Annotated in this window: 20 protein-coding genes; 5 read left to right on the top strand and 15 right to left on the bottom strand. The window is 69.7% G+C overall.

Going from position 1 to position 19572, the window contains the following annotated elements:
• Nucleotides 1–23 precede the first annotated feature (23 nt).
• The 4 genes from AC4GY7_RS12230 to AC4GY7_RS12215 all read right to left on the bottom strand — a co-directional run bounded on the left by AC4GY7_RS12230 (nt 24) and on the right by AC4GY7_RS12215 (nt 4769).
• Complete coding sequence (locus tag AC4GY7_RS12230) at nt 24–1589, bottom strand: sensor histidine kinase (protein ID WP_491114417.1); 1566 nt, start codon at nt 1587–1589, stop codon at nt 24–26.
• Entirely contained in the window at nt 1574–2272 is a 699-nt protein-coding gene (locus tag AC4GY7_RS12225; RefSeq protein ID WP_491114414.1) for a response regulator transcription factor, read from the bottom strand. The genes AC4GY7_RS12230 and AC4GY7_RS12225 overlap by 16 nt, the downstream gene beginning before the upstream one ends.
• A gap of 11 nt (nt 2273–2283) precedes the next feature.
• Nucleotides 2284–3801: a DUF4153 domain-containing protein gene (locus AC4GY7_RS12220; RefSeq protein WP_491114412.1), complete on the bottom strand. Its 1518-nt coding sequence runs from the start codon at nt 3799–3801 to the stop codon at nt 2284–2286.
• Nucleotides 3802–3908: 107 nt separating this feature from the next.
• Nucleotides 3909–4769: an oxygenase MpaB family protein gene (locus tag AC4GY7_RS12215; protein WP_491114410.1), complete on the bottom strand. Its 861-nt coding sequence runs from the start codon at nt 4767–4769 to the stop codon at nt 3909–3911.
• A 48-nt stretch (nt 4770–4817) separates the two neighbouring features.
• Between AC4GY7_RS12215 and AC4GY7_RS12210 the strand changes: the two genes are divergently transcribed.
• Together AC4GY7_RS12210 and AC4GY7_RS12205 are read left to right on the top strand one after the other, a co-directional pair.
• Complete coding sequence (locus AC4GY7_RS12210; RefSeq protein WP_491114408.1) at nt 4818–5552, top strand: class I SAM-dependent methyltransferase; 735 nt, start codon at nt 4818–4820, stop codon at nt 5550–5552.
• Between the two features lie 102 nt (nt 5553–5654).
• Nucleotides 5655–6134, top strand: coding sequence for a DUF1440 domain-containing protein (locus AC4GY7_RS12205; RefSeq protein ID WP_491114405.1), 480 nt, complete (start codon nt 5655–5657; stop codon nt 6132–6134).
• A 1-nt stretch (nt 6135) separates the two neighbouring features.
• Here the strand turns inward: AC4GY7_RS12205 and AC4GY7_RS12200 are convergent, their stop codons facing one another.
• The 8 genes from AC4GY7_RS12200 to AC4GY7_RS12165 form a co-directional block, all read right to left on the bottom strand.
• Complete coding sequence (locus tag AC4GY7_RS12200; protein ID WP_491114687.1) at nt 6136–7179, bottom strand: sensor histidine kinase; 1044 nt, start codon at nt 7177–7179, stop codon at nt 6136–6138.
• 2 nt (nt 7180–7181) lie between these two features.
• Nucleotides 7182–7628 carry a response regulator gene (locus AC4GY7_RS12195; RefSeq protein WP_491114402.1) on the bottom strand — a complete coding sequence of 149 codons (447 nt, stop codon included), beginning with the start codon at nt 7626–7628 and terminating at the stop codon, nt 7182–7184.
• On the bottom strand, nt 7625–9130 hold the full coding sequence (locus AC4GY7_RS12190) for a sensor histidine kinase (RefSeq protein ID WP_491114400.1): 1506 nt from the start codon (nt 9128–9130) through the stop codon (nt 7625–7627). Before AC4GY7_RS12190 ends, AC4GY7_RS12195 begins: the two co-directional genes overlap by 4 nt.
• A gap of 55 nt (nt 9131–9185) precedes the next feature.
• Nucleotides 9186–9944 (bottom strand): exonuclease domain-containing protein, encoded by a 759-nt coding sequence (locus AC4GY7_RS12185; protein ID WP_491114398.1) that lies wholly within the window; start codon nt 9942–9944, stop codon nt 9186–9188.
• Nucleotides 9945–10012: 68 nt separating this feature from the next.
• On the bottom strand, nt 10013–10480 hold the full coding sequence (locus AC4GY7_RS12180; RefSeq protein WP_491114395.1) for a PH domain-containing protein: 468 nt from the start codon (nt 10478–10480) through the stop codon (nt 10013–10015).
• Between the two features lie 30 nt (nt 10481–10510).
• Nucleotides 10511–11890 (bottom strand): phosphoglucomutase/phosphomannomutase PgmG, encoded by a 1380-nt coding sequence (gene pgmG / locus AC4GY7_RS12175; protein WP_491114393.1) that lies wholly within the window; start codon nt 11888–11890, stop codon nt 10511–10513.
• A complete protein-coding gene (locus tag AC4GY7_RS12170; RefSeq protein WP_491114390.1) occupies nt 11887–12150 on the bottom strand; it encodes a J domain-containing protein in 264 nt (87 codons plus the stop codon). Before AC4GY7_RS12170 ends, pgmG begins: the two co-directional genes overlap by 4 nt.
• Nucleotides 12151–12163: 13 nt before the next feature.
• Complete coding sequence (locus AC4GY7_RS12165) at nt 12164–12952, bottom strand: division plane positioning ATPase MipZ (RefSeq protein ID WP_491114387.1); 789 nt, start codon at nt 12950–12952, stop codon at nt 12164–12166.
• Between the two features lie 87 nt (nt 12953–13039).
• Between AC4GY7_RS12165 and panC the strand changes: the two genes are divergently transcribed.
• Together panC and AC4GY7_RS12155 are read left to right on the top strand one after the other, a co-directional pair.
• Entirely contained in the window at nt 13040–13885 is an 846-nt protein-coding gene (gene panC, locus AC4GY7_RS12160; RefSeq protein WP_491114384.1) for a pantoate--beta-alanine ligase, read from the top strand.
• 79 nt (nt 13886–13964) lie between these two features.
• Nucleotides 13965–14261, top strand: a complete 297-nt coding sequence (locus AC4GY7_RS12155) for an SEL1-like repeat protein (RefSeq protein ID WP_491114381.1) — start codon at nt 13965–13967, stop codon at nt 14259–14261.
• A gap of 170 nt (nt 14262–14431) precedes the next feature.
• On the opposite strand, the gene topA is transcribed toward AC4GY7_RS12155, so the two are convergent.
• Nucleotides 14432–17002: a type I DNA topoisomerase gene (topA, locus tag AC4GY7_RS12150; protein ID WP_491114378.1), complete on the bottom strand. Its 2571-nt coding sequence runs from the start codon at nt 17000–17002 to the stop codon at nt 14432–14434.
• 110 nt (nt 17003–17112) lie between these two features.
• Between topA and AC4GY7_RS12145 the strand changes: the two genes are divergently transcribed.
• On the top strand, nt 17113–17760 hold the full coding sequence (locus AC4GY7_RS12145) for a TMEM175 family protein (protein WP_491114375.1): 648 nt from the start codon (nt 17113–17115) through the stop codon (nt 17758–17760).
• A 45-nt stretch (nt 17761–17805) separates the two neighbouring features.
• On the opposite strand, the gene dprA is transcribed toward AC4GY7_RS12145, so the two are convergent.
• Together dprA and plsY are read right to left on the bottom strand one after the other, a co-directional pair.
• Complete coding sequence (gene dprA, locus AC4GY7_RS12140) at nt 17806–18885, bottom strand: DNA-processing protein DprA (RefSeq protein WP_491114372.1); 1080 nt, start codon at nt 18883–18885, stop codon at nt 17806–17808.
• Nucleotides 18878–19489 (bottom strand): glycerol-3-phosphate 1-O-acyltransferase PlsY, encoded by a 612-nt coding sequence (gene plsY / locus AC4GY7_RS12135; protein ID WP_491114685.1) that lies wholly within the window; start codon nt 19487–19489, stop codon nt 18878–18880. Before plsY ends, dprA begins: the two co-directional genes overlap by 8 nt.
• Between the last annotated feature and the right edge of the window lie 83 nt (nt 19490–19572).

Here is a 19572-nt window from a genome sequence, read left to right as displayed (position 1 = left end):
AGCCTTGGCTCAAGCGGATGCCGTCAGGCGGTTGAGCGCGGCAGGGTCAGCACGAACGTCGCGCCGGGTCCGGCGAGCGCGATCGTGCCGCCGCCCGCTTCGAGCAGCGATCGCGCGATGGCGAGGCCCAGGCCGGTGCCGCCCGCAGCGCGGCGGGTGGTGAAGAAGGGTTCGAACAGCCGGGCCGCGTCGCCGCCGGCGATACCGGGGCCGTCATCGGCGACGCGGAGCGCGACATGCTGCGCGGTGACGGTGCCGGTGACCTCCACGCTGCGCGCGCCGGCCTGACGCGCATTGTCGAACAGCGTCGCCAGCGCGGTTTCGATCGTTGCGGCGGGCAGCGCGACGGGCGGTGGCGGCGCGGCCCAGACGACCTGGATGGCGAAGGCGTCGCCGCGCCAGGCGTCCGCGACGCGCGCGACGATGGCGGCGGCGTCCGTGGCATCGTCGGCGGGCGCGGCCATATCGGCGCGGGCGAGTTCGAGCAGGCGGGTGACGAGCAGCGCCAGCCGACCGGCGTCGGCATCGGCATTGGCGAGGAAGCGGTGGCGATCGGCGGCGGCCATGTCGGGATGGTCCTGCAACAGCTCGATCGCGCCGCGAATGCCGGCCAGCGGCGTCTTGAATTCGTGGCTGACCGCATAGGCGAAATCGCGCAGGTAGCGCGAGCGATGGTCGATCGCGGCGGTCATCGCGGCGAAGTCGGCGTAAAGGCCCTGGATCTCGATCGCGGCGGTGGGCGGCACCTCCGGCACGGTGCCGCGGCCGGATGCGACGGCGCGGGTGGCGAGGCCCAGTTGCTCGATCGGGCGGGTCACCCCGCGCGAGATGATGCCGCTGAGCAGCACCAGCGCCGACAGGATCGCGGCGATGCCGATCAGGATCTTGCCGCGATCCTCGTACAGGCCGCGGAACAGCGCGCGGGCCGAACGGGACAGCAGCAGCACGCCGACGACGCGGCCGTTCACCACGATCGGCCGGGCATGATGCACGCGGATCGCGGCGGCGCGCGACAGCCATTCGAAGCGGTATACCGCGCGATAGGCGCCGTTGCGGCGGAGCACCGTCATCGGGCGGCCATGCAGCGCGGCGGCGACTTCCGGCAGGCGGGCGTAGCTGCCGCGCGCCCGCGTGCCGGCAGCGATCCGACCGTCGGAATCGAGCAGCAGGATGCCGGCGAGGGTCGTCATCTGCGTCGCCCGCAGGATGGGGGCGAGCTGCGCCGCTGCCGTCATGGCGTCGGGAGCAACCGCTCCGGCGGGAACCGGCGGCGGCCGTTCCGAAAGGATCGGGGTGAGGCTGAGGTCGACGCCTTCGCCCTGCGGAACGATGCGGGACGGCGACAGCGCAGCCCCGCCAGCCCCCGGCCATTGCGCGGCGGCTGCCGCGGCGAGGGCGGCGCCCTGCGCGGCGAGTTCCGCCTCGGTCTGGCGGACCAGCGTATTCTCGTACACGCGCAGGAACACCGCGCCGAAGCCGGGCAGCGCGGCGACCAGGAACAGCGTCGCGAACAGGATGGTGCGCAGCCGCAGCCGCGGCCAGTGGCGTTTCGCCCAGGCCTTGGCGGCACCGATCACGCGCCGGTGCAAGGCCCGAGGCGATAACCGATGCCGGGGCGCGTCTCGATCAAATCGCCTGCGCCGACGTGCGCGAACTTGTGGCGCAGGTTGCGGACGTGGCTATCGATGGTGCGGTCGGTGATCGCGAAGCCTGGGCCGTGCAGCCGGTCGATGATCGCATCGCGGCTGAACACCTTGGCCGGCATCGAGGCGAGCAGGCGCAGGATGGAGAATTCGGTGACGGTCAGCGTCACCTCCTGCCCGTCCCAGGCCGCGTGCCAGCCGTCGAGATCGATGCGCAGCCGGCCATGGTCGAGCGCGCGGCCGTCCTCCACCGCCGGCGGCCGCGCCGCGGTGCGCCGCAGCACCGCCATCACCCGTGCCACCACCTCGCGCGGGGAAAAGGGTTTGACGACGTAATCGTCGGCGCCGAGTTCGATGCCGAGCACGCGGTCGATCTCGTCGTCGCGGCTCGACAGGAACAGGATCGGCACGTCGTTGGTGCTGCGCAGGCGGCGGCAAACCTCCAGCCCGTCCATGCGCGGCATGTTGATGTCGAGGATGACGAGATCGGGCGTGCGGGCGAGGGCGAGCGCCAGGCCGGATTCGCCATCCTCCGCCTCCAGCGTGTCGAGCCCCGCCTTGTGCAGCGCGAAGACCAGCAGCTGGCGGATGTGGGGATCGTCGTCGACGACGAGAACGGTGCGCGGCATCGGACACAGGATCATCGTTGCGGCGCCTCGGTCAAGGGGGTGGGCGCGGGCATGATCCGTCCGCAGGCTCGCCCGGCGGGCGCGGGGCGGAGGCGTGGTGCCTGTGAGCCGACGAGCGCGGCGACCTGCGCGAGGCGATCCGCACCGCGCCATGTCCAGCTGCGCCAGTCGTCCTGCCGCGCCGCGAGAGCCGTTTGCGCCTGCCAGCGCAGGGCGGCGGCGGCCTCCCGAGCTGCCGGATCGCGCGTCTGCCGCTCGATGCGCGCCAAGGTGACGAGGCCGGAGGGGCCGATCTGCTCGAGGTAGCAGAGGTCCGGGCTGGGCCGGTGGCGCATGTTCCACGTCGCAGCGATGCTAGCGAGATCGACCACGCCCGTGACGCTCAGCACCGTGGTGAGGGCCAGCGCATTGGCGTTGATGAGCCACGCCGCCGATCGCCCACGCAGCAACCGCCACAGGATCAGCGCAAGGCCCGTAGCGACCAGCGCCATCCAGAGCAGGGCGGCGAGGCGCAGCTCGGTCATGCCGAACGCCTTGATATAATCGAACAGGCGCAGCGCGCTGGAGGCGACGAGCAGCAGGTTCTGGAGGATCCATGCCGTCACCAGCCGGCGCGCAGCCGGGCTGGCCGCCGCGGCGCTGCCGGGACGCAGCGTCACCAGCACGAACAGCGCGGCAAGCAGCGCGGTCGCGATCAACGTATAGGCACCGCGATGCGCGTAATCCGCCATGGTGACGCCGCCGGGCAGTGGCGCGCCGCTCCACAGGAACAGGATGTCGAGCGCGTTCTGGGCGGCGAAGATCAGATTGAACGTCGCCAGCGACAGCACCAGCGTGGTGAGGCCGAGTTCGATGCGCCGGCCGGTGTCGTGCCGATCCCGCCTGCCCAGCCCGCGCGGGCGGAGCGAGGCCCAGACCGGCAGCAACACGGCGACCCCCAGCAGCAGGCGCCAGGCGATCGTCGTCCAGTCGGGCAGGACGATGCGGTCGACCGCATTGCCGATCAGCGGATTGGCGGCGGCGAACAGCATCACGAACAGCGCGCCGCCGATGACCGGAATCGCCAGCACGCCCAGCATCGCGCGCAGGCCCTGCGTACCGCCGCGCGCCTGCCGGGCGGCGGCGGAGTGGGCGAGATCGCGCAGCGGTGTCGCAAGGCCGGTCACGCCGTGCCAGGCGAGGCGCGGCACCCAGGCGAGCGCATGGCCGAAGCGGGCGCGCGGCAGCAGCGCGGCGAGCGATACGGCGATCACGAACAGCAGCAGCGCCAGCGGACCGGGATCGTGGATCAGCATCAGCGCATAGGCACAGGCGAGCGCCGCCGCGATGCGCGCCGCCGGATCGCGTCGGACGAGCGGGCGGGTGAGGAGCAGCGCGGCAAGCCAGGCAAGAGCGAGGCCGCCCAACGTGCTGCCGATCTCGCTGCCGGTGTCGAAGATCACCTCCGCCACCAGGATGACGATCGCGGTCGCCGCCAGCTTGGCGAAGAGCGGCATCGGTCGGCGCGCGCGGGCGGCAGGGTTGGTCATCGGATCGCTCCTTCCATCAGGTCGGAGCGTGATGGACCCGCAGGATGCCGGAGCGACGGGGCAAGCGGTGGTGGTGCGGTCCGGCTTTCGTGCAGATCCCGTGCAGATCAGCCCTGGCGCTTGGCGCGGGTCGCCGAACCGTCGCGCAACGCCCAGCGCAGCACCGAACCGACACCCGCCATGCCGGCGCGCACCGCCGGGCGACGCATCGGCAGCGTGGCGAAGCCGTGCATGCCGGCGGCCCAATCGGGCAGCAGGTCGATGCCGCCCTGCATCAGCAGCGCCTGCGCCGGTGCCATGGCGAGGCTGGCGGGTTGTTGGCGCAGCAGCGCGCGCGCCACTTCGCGCGTGCGGTGGTCGGCGCGCAGCTGCGGGCGGACGCGGGCGAAATAGGCGGCAACCTCCGCCTCCGTCCGCGGCACGCCGGTGGCGCCGAGCTTTTCGGCGACGATGGCATATTCGCCGAGGTAGCGGTCACGGTCCGCGGCAGGGTAGGCGGGGTCGCGATAGCGGCGATGGCCGGCAAGGAAGCTCGCTACCTCGGCGACATGCACCCAGGTCAGCAGGTCGGGATCGTTGGCGCTATAGGGCGTGCCGTCGGGCAGGGTGCCGGCGACGGAATCGTGGATCGTGCGCACGCGGGCGATCAGCGCCTCGGCGGTGGCGGTGGCACCGTAGGTGGTGCCGGAGATGAACTGCGCGGTGCGGCGCAGGCGGCCGAGCATGTCGCGGCGGAAGTTGGAATGGTCCCACACGCCCGCCAGCGCGCCGGGATGCAGCATCTGGAGCAGCAGCGCGGCGACGCCGCCCGCCATCATCGCGGTGAAGTCGCCATGCACCACCCATGCGGCGGAGCCGGGGCCGAATAGGCCGTCGTCGCCCGGCGGCCGGGTGAGGTCGACCGCCCCGTCCCCGAAACCGACCAAACGGTGAACCTCGGTCTGGATCGTATCGCGTAGATCGGTCATGCTGCTGATATAGTGCGGCGTTCCGCCGAAACATGAGGGAGAAGACGCATGCGCCTGATGGTGTCGATGATCGCAGCGGCGGCGATGACCACCGCCGTCGTGGCGCAGGAAAAGGCCGGTCCCGCCATCACCCGTGCGCTCGCTGATCCCGCCCGCGCCGACCAGGCCGGCGACGATGCGCGGCGGCAGGCGGCGGCGGTGCTCGCCTTTGCCGGGGTGAAGCCCGGCGACGTGGTGGTCGATTACCTGCCGGGCGCCGGCTATTGGACCCGCATCTTCACCCAGGTCGTCGGGCCGAAGGGCAAGGTCTATGCGCTGTGGCCCGCGGCCGGCGCCAAATATGCCGAGAAGACGCTGCCGGCGTTGAAGGCGCGCGGCCTCGCCAATGTCGTCGCCGAGGTGCAGTCGACCAACCTGCCGACGCTGTCGCAGCCCGCCGACCTGTTCTGGACCGTGCAGAACTATCACGACATCCCCAACAAGGGAGCGGGAGAGCCGGCATTGCGTGCGTTCGACGCCGCGGTGTTCAAGCTGCTCAAGAAGGGCGGCACCTATGTGGTGATCGACCATGCCGATGCGCCGGGCAGCGAGATGACGGGCACCGAGACCCGGCATCGTATCGATCCGGCGGCGGTGCGGCGGCAGGTGGAGGCCGCCGGCTTCCGCTATGTCGGGGCGAGCAACGCGCTGGCCAATCCGGCGGACGATCACACCAGGAACGTGTTCGACCCCGCGATCCGCGGCCGGACCGACCAGTTCGTGCTGAAGTTCCGCAAGCCATAGGGCAGGCGCACGGCCGCACCGGATGTACGTTTCCGGACGCGGGCGCGGTGCGCCCGTCGGCCCGCCCGGCGCGTTACGGGCGGATCAACGGGAGAAGCCCTCGTGTCGTCACTCGCCAAGACCCTCGTCGCCGGCCTCGCCGGCGGGCTCGCCGCCAGCCTGGCGATGAACCTGTTCCAGTCGGCCGCGGCGTCCGCCTTCGGTCAGGATGGCGACAGCGACGACGAGCCGGCAACGGTGAAGGCGGCGGACAGCGCCAAGCAGCTGGTGGCCGATGCCCCCGTCGCGGACGACCATCGCAAGGCGGCCGGCAACCTCGTCCATTATGCGACGGGCGCGGCGCTCGGCGTCGGCTATGCGCTGGCGGCGCGACGCTGGCCGGAGAGCACGGCGGGGTTCGGCCTCGCCTATGGCATCGGCGTCGCGACGGTGCTGGACGATGCGGCGGTACCGGCATTGGGCTGGGGGCCGTCGCCGACTGAAACGCCGGCATCGACGCATGCCTATGGCCTCGCCAGCCACGCCGTGTTCGGCCTGGCGCTGGAGGGCACGCGCCGCGGTGTGCTGGCGGCGCTCGCCTGAACTATTGCAGCGACGCGCGCAGCGTCGCGCGGACGCCGCGTTCGCACGGTTCATATTCGACGATGCTCTGCAGGCTCTGCGCCATGGCGCGGATCAGCTTGGTGCCGAGCCCGGTGCCCTTGGGCGTCGCTTCGGCCGGCATGCCGCAGCCGTCGTCCTCCACCGCGAGCAGGAACACGTCCGCGCCCTCGGCCGCCAGCAGCACGCGGATTTCGCCGCCCGCGCCGGTCGGATAGGCGTATTTGCACGCGTTGGTGACGAGTTCGGTGACGATGACGCCCAGCGACACCGCCTTGTCGGTCGGCAGCCGGATCGGCTCGGCGGCGAGGCGCAAGGCATGCGGCGCGGTGTCGCAGGTCAGCGTCTCGGTCAGTTCCTCGATCAGCGAGCCGAGATAGTCGCGCATGTCGACGCTCTCGACGTCGTTCGCCGAATAGAGACGGCGATGCACCTGCGCGATGGCGCCGATGCGCCGCTGGGTATCGTCCAGCGCGGCGCGTGCGGTCGGATCGGCCAGCGCGCTCGCCTGCAGGCGCACCATCGCCGACACGAGCTGCAAGGAATTGGCGACGCGGTGGTTGACCTCGCCCAGCAGCGCCTCCAGCCGGGCGTTGCTGGCGCGCAGGTCTTCCTCCGCCGCCGCCTTCTCGCGCGACAGGCGGGCGCGATCGAGCACCTGGACGAAGCTGGCGGCAAGCAGGTCGAAGAAGTCGTCGCCGACCGTCTTCACCACGTAATCCGCGGCGCCGGCCTTGAGCGCGGCGACGGCGATGCGGCCTTCGTCGGATCCGGTGACGTAGACGACCGGCGGCGGCGCGGGCAGGGCGTTAAGCTGCTCCAGCGTCTCCAGCCCGTCCATGCCGGGCATGTAATGGTCGACCGCGACCAGATCGAATGCCTGCGATGCGGCGAGCATCGCCCCCTCCGCGCCCCCTTCGGCCAGCGTCACGCGATAGCCGCGTCGCTCCAGCGCGCGCGCCGCCAGCCGGCGGATGCCGGCATCATCGTCGATATACAGGACGCTGGGGGCGGCAGGATCGGACAGGATCAGTGTTCCTCGACCTCGGGGACCTGGATCACCGACAGGAACAGGCCGAGCTGGCGGATCGCCTGGGCGAAGCTTTCGTAATTCACCGGCTTGGTGATGTAGACGTTGCAGCCGAGATCGTAGCAGCGCTGGATCTCGATCTTGTCGTCGGTGGTGGTCAGCACGACGACGGGCGTGCGCTTCAGCGGGCTGTCCTCCGCCTTGATCCGGGCGAGGATGTCGGTGCCGCTCATGTCGGGCAGGTTGAGATCGAGCAGCACCAGCGCCGGGCCGTTCTTCGCCGGGCCGTCCGCGGCCTCGAACAGATGGTGCAGGGCCTGGCCGCCGTCGGTGAAATGCCTGATGTCGTTGAGGATGCCGGCGCGGCGGATGTTCTTTTCGATCAGCCGCGCATGGCCCTCGTCATCCTCGATCATCACGATGCCGACGGATTGATGGGCGTTCATGGGTTACCGTCCTGATAGGTCTTGGGAAGGTTGATGCGGAAGGTGGAGCCGCGGCCGAGTTCGCTGTCGACGTCGATCGTGCCGCCCAGGCGATAGGCCAGCGCACGCACGTGCGCCAGCCCGATGCCCTCGCCCGGCTGGTCCTGCTGCCCCGAACGGCGGAACAGGTCGAAGATGCGCTGGTGATCGCGCGGGTCGATGCCGCGGCCGTTGTCGGCGACCGACAGGATCACGCGGTCGCGGCGCGTTTCGCCCGACACCGCGATCGCGCCCGGTCGGCCGGGTTGCAGGTATTTGGTCGCATTCTCGATCAGGTTCGACAGGATCTGTTCGATCGCCACCCGGTCGGTGGAGAGCGCCGGCATCGGCCGCGCGACGGTGAGGGTGACGCCGCGATCGTCGAGCAGATGGCGGATCGATCCGGCGATCGTGTCGACCACCGCCGCGGGATCGATCGGTTCGGGCGTGATGACGCGGCGGCCCTCTCGCGACAGCTTGAGGATGGCGTTGATGAGCCGGTCCATCTTCTGCGTCGAGGTGCGGATGAAACCGATCGCCTCGGGCAGGTCCTCGCGCACGGCGAGTCGCGCATCGTCGGTGACGATGGCGGGGCATTCCGCCTCAGCCTTGTCGATCAGGTCGGCGAGCGGTGCGGTGGCGGCGGACAGTTCGGCGGTGAAGCCCATCACGTTGACCAGCGGCGAGCGCAGGTCGTGGCTGACGATGTAGGCGAAGCGCTGGATCTCTTCGTTCGCCCGGCTGAGGTCGGCGGTGCGCTCGTTGACGGTTTCCTCCAGCCGCTCGTTGAAGTCGCGCAGGGTATCGCGCGAGGTGGCGAGATCGCGGGTGTAGCGCATCACCGTCAGCAGCGAGGCGATGGCGACCAGCACCAGCAGCACGCCCGCGAGCGCCAGGATGGCATAGAAGGCGCGGACGCTGTCGCGCTGTGCGGCATCGCGCGTGGCGAGCAGGCGGCGCTCCTCGGCGGCCATGCGGCCGAAGGCGTCGCGGATGACCGACAGCCGCCGCACGCTCGCCTCGCCCTGGAACGAGGTGACGGCGCGGCCGATCTGGCCGGCGTCGATCAGCGTGATGGTGCGCGCGCGCTGCTGGAGCAACGCGCGGATTTCCCGGTGCAGCAGCGCCAGCGTCGCGATCTGGCGAGGATTGTCGTGGGTCAGCCGGTCCAGGCTGCCGATCGCTCCGGGCAGCGCCGCCGCCCAGCGACGATAGGCATCGCGATATTCAACGTTGCCGGTGAGCAGATAGCCGCGCCGCGACGCCTCGCCCTGTTCGATCAGGCGGCGGGCGTTGCTGACCGCCAGTTCGACCTCGTAGGTGTGGTTGACCGCAGCGGTATGATCCTGGTTGCGCATCGTCGCGAATGCGGCGGCGACGCCGGCGGCGACGAGCGCCAGGAAGCCGACCGCCATGAAGGCGATCAGGACACGGCCGAAGCGGCCTTCCGAAACGACGAACCGGTTGCGAATGGTGGCGAGCACGGCCGCTGCCTTAGGCGAGTGCGCGCAGATACACCAGACAGGCTGACTTACTTGTCTACAGCAGCAATTCCTGCTTGTTGCTGCGCACGATTGGGCCGCCGCCGCTGCGCCGGTCCATCTCGGCATTGGCGGTGAAGCGGATATCGGGATCGCGATCGGTGAGGAACGCCATCAGGCTGTCGTGGTCGAGCTCGCTCCACGTCTTGCCGCGGTGCGGGCCGTAGCGGACGCGGGGGATGAGGCCCGGATCGCGCGACCATTCCAGCAGCTGCTGGACACCCGCCTCGTTCAGCTGGTCGCGCAGATGATGCGCGGTGACATAGGCATCGGGGAAGGCGCGGTGGACGGGCAGGCCACGCTGCTGGTCGAGCCCTTCGGGCTTGCGCCAGTAGCGCAGCACCTGATTGGAAAAGCTCGGCGAATCGGGCCACAGCCGCAGCGCGCATTTCCAGGTGCAGATCCATTCCGCGCCATGGGTGAGACTGGCCGTGCAGAATTGCTGCTCGAAATCGGCACGATGCGCGGCGAGCGCCACGCGGCGCGGCCACGGATCGAGCACCCGGCGCGCGACATCGTGCCACCAGGGCGCCTCGGCGACATCCTCGTCGAGGATATGGTGGATCGCCTGAGTGACGGGCGGGATCGGCCGGCCCGGGTTGACCAGGATCGCGCCCCCTTCGCCTTCCAGTTCCCAGCGCCCGTCGGCCTTGAGCGCGACATCCTGCCAGCCGATCTCGCACACGCCATGGGCGGGCGGCGCACTGCCGGTGGTTTCGAGGTCGATGACGCGGATGATCTGGGGCTGGGGACGCATTGCGCCCTAGATGGGGTAGCGCGGGGATTTATGCCAGCGTCCCGATCTTCCCTCGCGGGTGAGGGGGATCAGCGGTAATCGTCCTCGTCGTCCACATCCAGCTCGCGCACGCCGCGGCGCTGGCGCGCGCGGTCGACCAGCTTGCGCAGGCCTTCGCGCCGCTCGCGCGCCGCCGGCACGTCGCGCAGCACGAAACTGGCATTGCGGGTGGTGCGATCGGACGAGGTGATCGTGATCGTCCCGATATCGGCGATCTGGTTGATGACAGAGAAATCGACGCGCACGTCCTTGATACGATAAAGCTCGATCTCGTCGATCGACTTCATCACCAGGCCGCGCCGTACGATCAGCCGCTGGTCGGTGACCTCATAGGCGGCCGACATGTTCTGCAGCCAGCGGATGGCGATGATGACGAGGCCGACGCCGATCGCGCAGGCGAGGATCGTCAGCCAGCCGGCGAAGCTGCCGAGCAGCCAGCGGTTGGTGCTGGAGCGGAAGCTGTCCACCTGCCGTTCGGCGCTATAGGTCCCCACCATGGCCCGACCCTATCCGGCAGCGCCGCGCTGTCAATCGCGTGCGATGCCGCTGAGCGCGAGTTCGGCGTCGATCGCGGCCAGCAACGCGGCAAGTTCGGCCTCGCTGCCCGCCTCGGCGCGCGCGGTCAGCACGTCCTGCGTGTTGGACGCGCGCAGCAGCCACCAGCCCTCCGCCGTCGTGACGCGAACGCCGTCGATCGCCACCACCGGCACCCCGCGTGCCTCCAGCCGCGCCCGCACCTCGTCGATCACCGCGAACTTGCGGGCGGGGTCGACGGGAAAGCGCAGGTCCGGGGTGTTGACCAGCGGCGGCATCGCGCTGCGCAGCGCCGTGAGCGAGCGGCCCGACAGGTGCACCGCGCGGATCAGCTGTACCGCGGCATGCAGCGCATCGTCGAAGCCATACCAGCCGCCGTTCGCCCCCGCCCCGAAGAAGATGTGGCCGCTGAGTTCGCCGGCGATCGGGGCATCGTGCGCCAGCATCGCCTCCTTCATCAGGCTGTGGCCGGTGGCGCCCATCACCGCCTTGCCGCCGAGCTCGACGATGCGGTCGAAGACGAATTGCGAGGATTTGACGTCGGCGACGACGGTTGCGCCGCGCAACTCGGCCAGTACGGGCACCATCAGCACGCTGAGCAGCTGGTCGCCCCACAGCACCCGGCCTTCGCCATCGACGGCGCCGATCCGGTCGCCATCGCCGTCGAAAGCGATGCCAAAATCGAGGCCCTTCGCCCGAACCAGCGCCTGGAGATCGGCGAGATTGGCCTCCTCGGTCGGGTCGGGATGATGGTTGGGGAAGCGGCCGTCGACCGCGGTGTGGAGCAGGTGATGCTCGCCGGGCAGCTGCGCGACCAGTCGCTCGACCGCAGGGCCGGCGGCGCCGTTGCCGCAATCCCAGGCGATCCGGAAGCTGCCACCGGCATAGCCCGCCAGCAGCCGCCCGACATAGGCGTCCAGCACCTCCACCTCCGACACGCTGCCCCGTCCTTCGCTCCACGCGCCATCGGCGGCGATGCGGGCGAGGTCGAGGACGTCGGTGCCGTAGAAGGCGCGATGGCCGAGCACCATCTTGAAGCCGTTGTCGTCGCGCGGGTTGTGGCTGCCGGTGACGTGCACGCCGGCATCCACCTCCAGCGTCGCCTCGGCATAATAGAGCATCGGCGTCGGCCCGATGCCGATCCGCACCACGTCGACGCCGCCGGCGGCCAAACCCTCGACCAATCCGGCTTCGAGGTCGGGGGAGGACAATCGCCCGTCACGCCCTACCGCGACGCGGGTGCCGCCGGCCGCGCAGACGCGGGTGGCGAAGCTGCGTCCGACGGCGATGGCATCGGCAACCGACAGGTTGCGCCCGATCGTGCCGCGGATGTCGTATTCGCGCAGGATCGCGGGGGCGAAGCTGTGCGTCATCCCTCGTGCCGCAGCGTCGCGAGCAGCAGGTCGCGCGCGGCGTTGATCTCCGTCGCCGCCGCCCCCGATCCGCCGCGATCGGGATGCAGATCGGCGAGCAGCCGGCGGTGCGCCGCGCGGATATCGCCTTCGTCGGCATCGCGCCCCACGCCCAGCACGGTGCGGGCACGCTGTTCCGCATTCGGCTTCGGCGGCTTGGGCTTGGGCCGCAGGTAATGCCAGGCGAACCAGATCAGCGCGATCGCGACGAGCCACTTCATGCGCGAAACCGCGTCATGCGGCGAACTGGGGCAGGGCGGTCTCGGGCAGCTGCAGCGCGCTCATCATCTCGCGCAATTCCTGCCGCGAGGCGACGTGGCCGAGCCCCATCGCGCCGAATTCCTTGGAATCGATCATGGTGAGACCGGCGGGAAACAACTCGCGATAGATCACGCGCTCGCCGAGCCCAGGAATGATACGAAAGCCGACCCGTTTCGCCAACTGGCCCAGCGCATCCGACACGCGGCGCATGTTGCGCGCCTCGATATGCTGCAGGCGGTTGCGCAGGACGACCCAGTCGATCTGCGTCCCGTCGGCGCGAGCGCGCTGCTTTCGCGCGTCCCAGATCAGTTCGGAATAGAAGCTCGGCCGGGTGACGTTGAAGGTTTCGGGATCGACCTGGCCGATCAGGTCGAAATCGACGAAGCTGTCGTTCATCGGCGTGACCAACGTGTTCGACAGCGCCGCCGCGGTGCGCGCGAAATGATCGTCGCGGCCGGGCGTGTCGACGATCAGGAAGTCGGCGCCGTCGCTCAGCCGCTGCCACTTGTCCTCGAACACGTCCTCGTTCACCCCGTCATGAGTGTCGTGGACGGGCATCGGCAGATCGCTGCCGGTGCGCTTGATCGTCGCGGCGCGATTGTCGAGGTAGCGGCCGACGGTGCGCTGGCGGTGGTCGAGATCGAAGCAGGCGACCTTCGCACCCTTGGCGGCGAGCGCGATGGCGACGTGCACGGCGGTCGTCGACTTGCCGGTGCCGCCTTTTTCGTTGGCGAAGACAATGACGTGTGGCCCTGCGGGCACGGCGTGTTCCTTAATCCGTTGTACCGGGTTGCCCCGTTCTCCCCCTCTTCATAGAAGCCGCGCGCTCATTGTTCGAGGGGGTAAACGGTGCTGACAGTTCGGGATTTGCAGGCCTTGCGCGAGGCGGTGGCCGCGTTCCGGGCGGACGGCGCCTCGATCGCCCTCGTGCCGACGATGGGCGCGTTGCACGCCGGCCATATGGCGCTGGTCGAGGCGGCGCGGCGGCCAGGCACGAAGGTGATCGCCTCGATCTTCGTCAATCCCAGGCAGTTCGGCCCGAACGAGGACCTTGCCCGCTATCCGCGCCGCGAGGCGGCGGATGCGCGCCTGCTCGCCGAAGGGGGCTGCGACCTCCTCTGGATGCCGCCGGTCGAGGTGATGTACCCGCAGGGATTCGCCACCAACATCAGCGTCGGCGGCGTCAGCGAAGGGTTCGACGGCGCGGCGCGGCCGGGGCATTTCGACGGAGTCGCCACCGTGGTGACCAAGCTGTTCAACCAGACCGGCGCCGACACCGCCTATTTCGGTGAAAAGGATTATCAGCAGCTTGCGGTGATCCGCCGCTTCGTCGCGGATCTCGACATGCCGATCGCGATCGTCGGCGTGCCGACGCAACGCGACGACGACGGCCTCGCGCTGTCGTCGCGCAACATCTACCTCGATCAGGAACAGCGGGCGAAGGCGACGGCACTGCCGCGCGCGCTCGGTGTGGCGGCGCGAGCGATCGGGCGTGGCGACGATCCGGAGACGGCGCTGGCGGAGGCGCGCGTCGCGCTGGTCGCCGCGGGGTTCGAGGTGGATTACGTGGCGCTCGCCGACGCCGAGACGCTGGCCGCCTCGCCACCCGCAGACCGCCCGCGGCGGCTGCTGGCGGCGGCGCGGATGGGTGCGACACGGTTGATCGACAATGTCGCTATCGGGTCAAATTCCTGAGCAGATTGGTTTTATTTGCGTTAACCATTTCGTAGTACGAATCGCGGCAAGCTGTTCCCATGATATATGGGGGCAGAACATGGGTAATAGTTTCAAGAGTACGCAGTTTCTTCTAGACAGCCGGATCGCCGATGCGATGCGCGGACGGCCGGAAGCGCTGTTCGATCTCGGCGTCTGCTACCAGACCGGCACCGCGGGGGCGGGAATCGATCTGATCGAAGCGCACAAATGGTTCAACCTCGCCGCGGTGGCCGGGCTGTTGCAAGCCGCCGATGCCCGCGCCGAAGTCGCCGAGGACATGACCGCCCGCGAGATCGCCGAAGCACAGCGCCAGGCCCGCGCCTGGCTGGGCATGACGCAGCGCCGCGCGGCGTAACTGCCGGCTGAAGGTTCTCCACGTCCTACCCGTCATCCCGGCGCATGCCGGGATCCACGGACGGGGCGTCGTTGCCGGATCGCGACCCACCAGCCGATCGCATCCAAGGATCCCGGCGTACGCCGGATGACGGCGTGAAGCGGGATGATGACGCCGGCGGGTGACGCGCGTCAGTCCGCCTTCTTCTTTACCGGCGCCTTCTTCGCCGCAGGCTTCGCGGCCGTTTTCGCCGCCGGCTTCTTCGCGGCCGACTTCTTGGCCGGTGCCTTCTTCTTGCCCTTGGCCGGTGCGGCGGCCGCGCGCGCGTCGATCAGTTGTGCCGCTTCCTCCAGCGTCAGCGCTTCGGGGGTCACCGACTTGGGCAGCGTCGCATTGGTCTCGCCATCGGTGACATAGGGGCCGTAGCGACCCTCCATCAGCTTGATCTCCGCCTCGGTCCGCGGATGCTTGCCGAGTTCGCGCAAGGGCGCGCGTGGCGCACCGCGGGCCGGCCGGCCGCCGCCGGCCGCCGCCTCGGCGAGCTTCACCACTGCCGCGTTCATCCCCGTCTCGAACACGTCGGCGGTCGATTGCAGCCGGGCATATTTGCCGCTGTGCGCCAGATACGGGCCATAGCGGCCGATCGAGGCGGTGATCGGTTCGCCCGTTTCGGGGTGGTTGCCGATCGTGCGCGGCAGGCTGAGGAGCTTCAGCGCCCATTCGAGGTCGAGTTCGCCCGGCAGGTCCTTGGGGATCGAGGCGCGCTTCGCCTCCTTGCCCTCGCCCAGCTGGATATAGGGGCCGAACCGCCCGGATTTGCGCTCGACCTCCAGGCCGGTCGCCGGGTCCTTGCCGAGGCCCTCCGGCCCGCTGTCCTCACCGGCCTCGCCGCCCGGCTGCGCGAAGCGGCGGGTGTATTTGCATTCGGGATAGTTGGAGCAGGCGATGAACGCGCCGAACTTGCCGCCGCGCAAGGCAAGCTTGCCCGCCTCGCACTTGGGGCACAGCCGCGGGTCGGACCCGTCCGCCTTGTCGGGGAAGAGATAGGGGGCGAGGAACTGGTCCAGCTCCGCGGTGATGGCGCTGGGCTGCTGCTCCATCACCTCCGCGGTGCGCGGCTTGAAGTCGCGCCAGAAGGCGTCGAGCACCGCCTGCCACTGCGCGCGGCCGCCGGACACGTCGTCCAGCTCCTCCTCCAGCTCGGCGGTGTAATCGAAGCCGACGTACTTTTCGAAGAAGCGTTCGAGGAACGCCGTCACCAGCCGCCCCGATTCCTCGGCGAAGAAACGGTTCTTCTCGACGTGGACGTAGGCGCGATCCTTCAGCGTCTTTATGATCGAGGCATAGGTGGAGGGGCGGCCGATGCCGAGTTCCTCCATCCGCTTGACCAGCGAGGCTTCGGAAAAGCGCGGCGGCGGCTGGGTGAAATGCTGCTCCGCCTCGACGCCCTTCTTGGCGGGCGCATCGCCCTCGCGCAGGCGGGGGAGGCGGCGCGCCTCTTCATCCTGCGTGTCGTCCGATCCTTCCTCGTAGAGCGCGAGGAAGCCGGGGAAGAGCACGACCTGACCGGTCGCACGCAGCACGTTGCGGCCGGTGCCGTCGGCGAGTTCGACGGTGGTGCGCTCCATCCGCGCCGACGCCATCTGGCTGGCGAGCGCGCGCTTCCAGATCAGGTCGTAGAGGCGCGCGTGATCGCCGCCGCCGACGCGGTCCTTGCTGAAGTCGGTCGGGCGGATCGCCTCGTGCGCTTCCTGCGCGTTCTTGGCCTTGGTCTGGTATTGGCGCGGCGAATCAGGGACGTAGCTGGCGTCGTAGCGGCTCGCCACCGCCTTGCGTGCCGCGGAGATCGCACTGCCGTCCATCTGCACGCCGTCGGTGCGCATGTAGGTGATCGCGCCGTCCTCGTAGAGCCCCTGCGCGATCCGCATCGTATGATCGGCGGAGAAGCCCAGCTTGCGCGCCGCCTCCTGCTGCAACGTCGAGGTGGTGAAGGGCGGCGGCGGGTTGCGCGTCGCGGGCTTCGTCTCGACCGACTGGACCGAGAAGCGCCCCGCCTCGACGGCCGCCCTGGCGCGTTCCGCATCGCCCTGGTTGCCGATCGACAACCGGTCGAGCTTGTTGCCCTCCCATTGCACCAGCCGCGCGACGAAGGGCGTGCCGTCCTGTTCGAGGGCGGCGGTGACGGACCAATATTCCTGCGCCTTGAACGCCTCGATCTCGCGCTCGCGGCCGACGATCAGGCGCAGCGCCACCGACTGGACGCGGCCTGCCGACTTGGCGCCGGGCAGCTTGCGCCACAGCACCGGCGACAGGGTGAAGCCGACCAGATAGTCGAGCGCGCGGCGGGCGCGGTAGGCGTCGATCAGGTCGGTATCGAGTTCGCGCGGGTTCGCCATCGCGGTCGTCACCGCCGCCTTGGTGATCGCGTTGAAGGTGACGCGCGCCACGTCCTTGGGCAGCGCCTTGCGCCCGCGCAGCACCTCCTGCACGTGCCAGCTGATCGCCTCTCCCTCGCGATCGGGGTCGGTGGCGAGGATCAGGCGGTCGGCGGTCTTGGAGAGGTCGGCGATCGCCTTGAGCTGCTTCGACTTGTCGGCGTAATTCTCCCATTCCATCGCGAACCCCTCGTCGGGGTTCACCGACCCGTCACGCGCCGGCAGGTCGCGGACATGGCCGTAGGAGGCGAGGACGCGATAGTCCCCGCCGAGGTACTTTTCGATGGTCTTGGCCTTGGCCGGCGATTCGACGATGACGAGCTGCATGGGGATCGACTAGGGTCCTTACGTGTACGCGCGAGGGTGGAAAGCCCGGCGGGTGACTGTCAACAGGGGGATGAACCGATGTGGGGATCGACCGGCCACGAGGACAAGGCGTGAGCGCTGCGGACGCCGTCGAACGACGCGCGCACCGCGCCCGCGTGCAGCTCGAACGGATGACCTTCTTTTCCGATGCGATCTTCGCGATCGCGATGACCCTGCTGGTGGTCGAGGTGAAGCTGCCCCGACTACATCATGCGACAGGCCCGGAACTCGGGCAGGCATTGTGGCAGCTGATGCCCAATTACGTCGGTTTCCTGGTCAGCTTCCTGGTGCTGGGGCGTTTCTGGATCATCCATCACGATGTGATGGGGCTGTTGAAGGCGGCCAACGCGCGGCTCGTGATGGCGAATCTGCTGTTGTTGCTCGGCGTCGCGTTCATGCCGTTTCCGACCGCGATCATCAGCGAATACGTCAACCTGCGTGTCGGCATCGGGTTCTACACGGGCTGGCTGATCCTTCTCGGGGTGCTCAACCGGCACGTGATCCGGGTGGTGGCGGGCGCGCCGCAGCTGCTGGAGGATGACATCGGCCGGCACGATGTCGCGCCGCTGCTGCATCGCAGCTGGATCCCCATCCTCATCGGCGTCTGCGCCTTCGCCGCCGGCATGGTGACTTGGGTGGCGGCGCTGGTGGTGCTGGTGGTGGTGAGCCCGATCATCAGCATCGTCATCAGCCGCCGCGCTGTTCGCGCGAGCATGTGACCTCGGTCACGGACGGCTGAACCTCATTTCAGGTAGAGCGGGTCGCTAGAATGTGAGACTCACCCGCCCGCCCGCATGCCGCTCCAGCCGACCGGCGAGTTCGAGTTCGAGCAGCACGGTCTGCAGGATGGCGGGGGCGATGCCGCTCTGGCGGATCAGTTCGTCGACGGGCACGGGAACCGGGCCGAGCAGGCCGACGATCCGGGCACGCTCGGCGTCGCTGGCGTCGGCAGGCGGCGGGGCACCATAGCCCTGCGTCGGCGCGCGGACGGCCCGCGAGTCGATCGGGCGGACCTGTTCCAGCACGTCGGCCGCTGTCTGGACCAGGGTGGCGCCGTCGCGGATCAGCAGGTTGCAGCCTTGGGCGCGCGGATCGAGCGGGCTGCCGGGCACCGCCATCACCTCGCGCCCCGCCTCCGTCGCCAGCCGCGCGGTGATGAGCGAACCTGATCGCGGCGCCGCCTCCACCACCACCGTACCGAGCGCGAGGCCGGCGATGATGCGGTTGCGCGACGGGAAATGCCGCGCCAGCGGCTGCGTGCCGGGGGGCTGTTCGGCGATCAGCAGGCCCTGTTCCGCCACCTGGTCCTGCAAGGCGGCATTTTCGGGCGGGAAGACGACGTCGATGCCGCTGGCGATCACGCCGATGGTGCGCGGCAGGGCGCCGACATGCGCCGCGGTGTCGATGCCGCGGGCGAGGCCCGACACCACCGTCACGCCTTCGCCGGCCAGCGCATGCCCCAGCGTGCGGGCGAAGCGGCAGGCGGCGGCCGAGGCGTTGCGCGCGCCGACGATGGCGATCGTCACGCCGCCGGCGAGGGACGCGTCACCGCGGACGATCAACGCCGGCGGGGCGGTGTCGATCTCCGCCAGCAACGCCGGATAATCGGGATCGCCGAGGAACAGATAGCGTGCGCCGAGCCGTGCCGTCGTCGCCATCTCGCGCTCCACGGTGGCGTGATCGGCGATCCTGGGGGTGCCGCCGCCGCCACGGCGGGCCAGCGTCGGCAGCATATCCAGCGCGGCATCGGCGGCGCCGAAGCGCGCGATGAGCTGGCGATAAGTGACCGGACCGATGCCGGCGGTGCGGATCAGGCGGAGGCGCGCGGCGTCCCGCTCAGCCATCCTGCAGCGCGCCGGCCTCGGCATCCCCCTTGCGGCCGATACGCGGTTCGGTGCCGTTCGCCAGCCGTTCGATATTCTCGCGATGCTTCCACAGCACGATGGCGGCGAGCGCGAGCAGCAGCATGACGAGATCGAACCGGCCGAACAGCGCGCCGCTGACCGGCGCACTCACCGCCGCCGCCATGCCGGCGACCGACGAGATGCGCGCCGCCGCGAGCAGGCCGAGCCATACCACCGCATAGACGAGGCCCATCGGCCAATGCAGTGCCAGCACGATGCCCATCAGCGTCGCGACGCCCTTGCCGCCCCGGAAGCGCAGCCAGACGGGATAGCAATGGCCGACGAAGGCCGCCGCCGCGGCGACCGCCCCGTCGCCGGGGAACAGCCATTCGGCGAGCCACACCGCCGCCGCGCCCTTGCCGAGATCGAGCAGCAGCGTCGCCGCGGCCAGGCCCTTGCGCCCGGTGCGCAGCACGTTGGTGGCGCCGATGTTGCCCGAGCCGACGGCGCGCAGATCACCCGCACCGCCGAGACGCGTCAGGATGACGCCAAACGGGATCGAACCCAGCAGATAGCCGAGCACGAGCGCGCATGCCGGTGCGATCCAAAGAACTTCGGTGTGCAAGCCGCCCCCTTCGTCTTGCCACGACCCATAGCGTCTTTATCGCGAAGACGCCAATGCCTCCG

This window comes from Sphingomonas sp. SP5 (assembly GCF_058313455.1).
The sequence above is the reverse complement of the archived record's forward strand: the minus strand, read 5'-3'. Positions and strand labels throughout refer to the sequence as shown.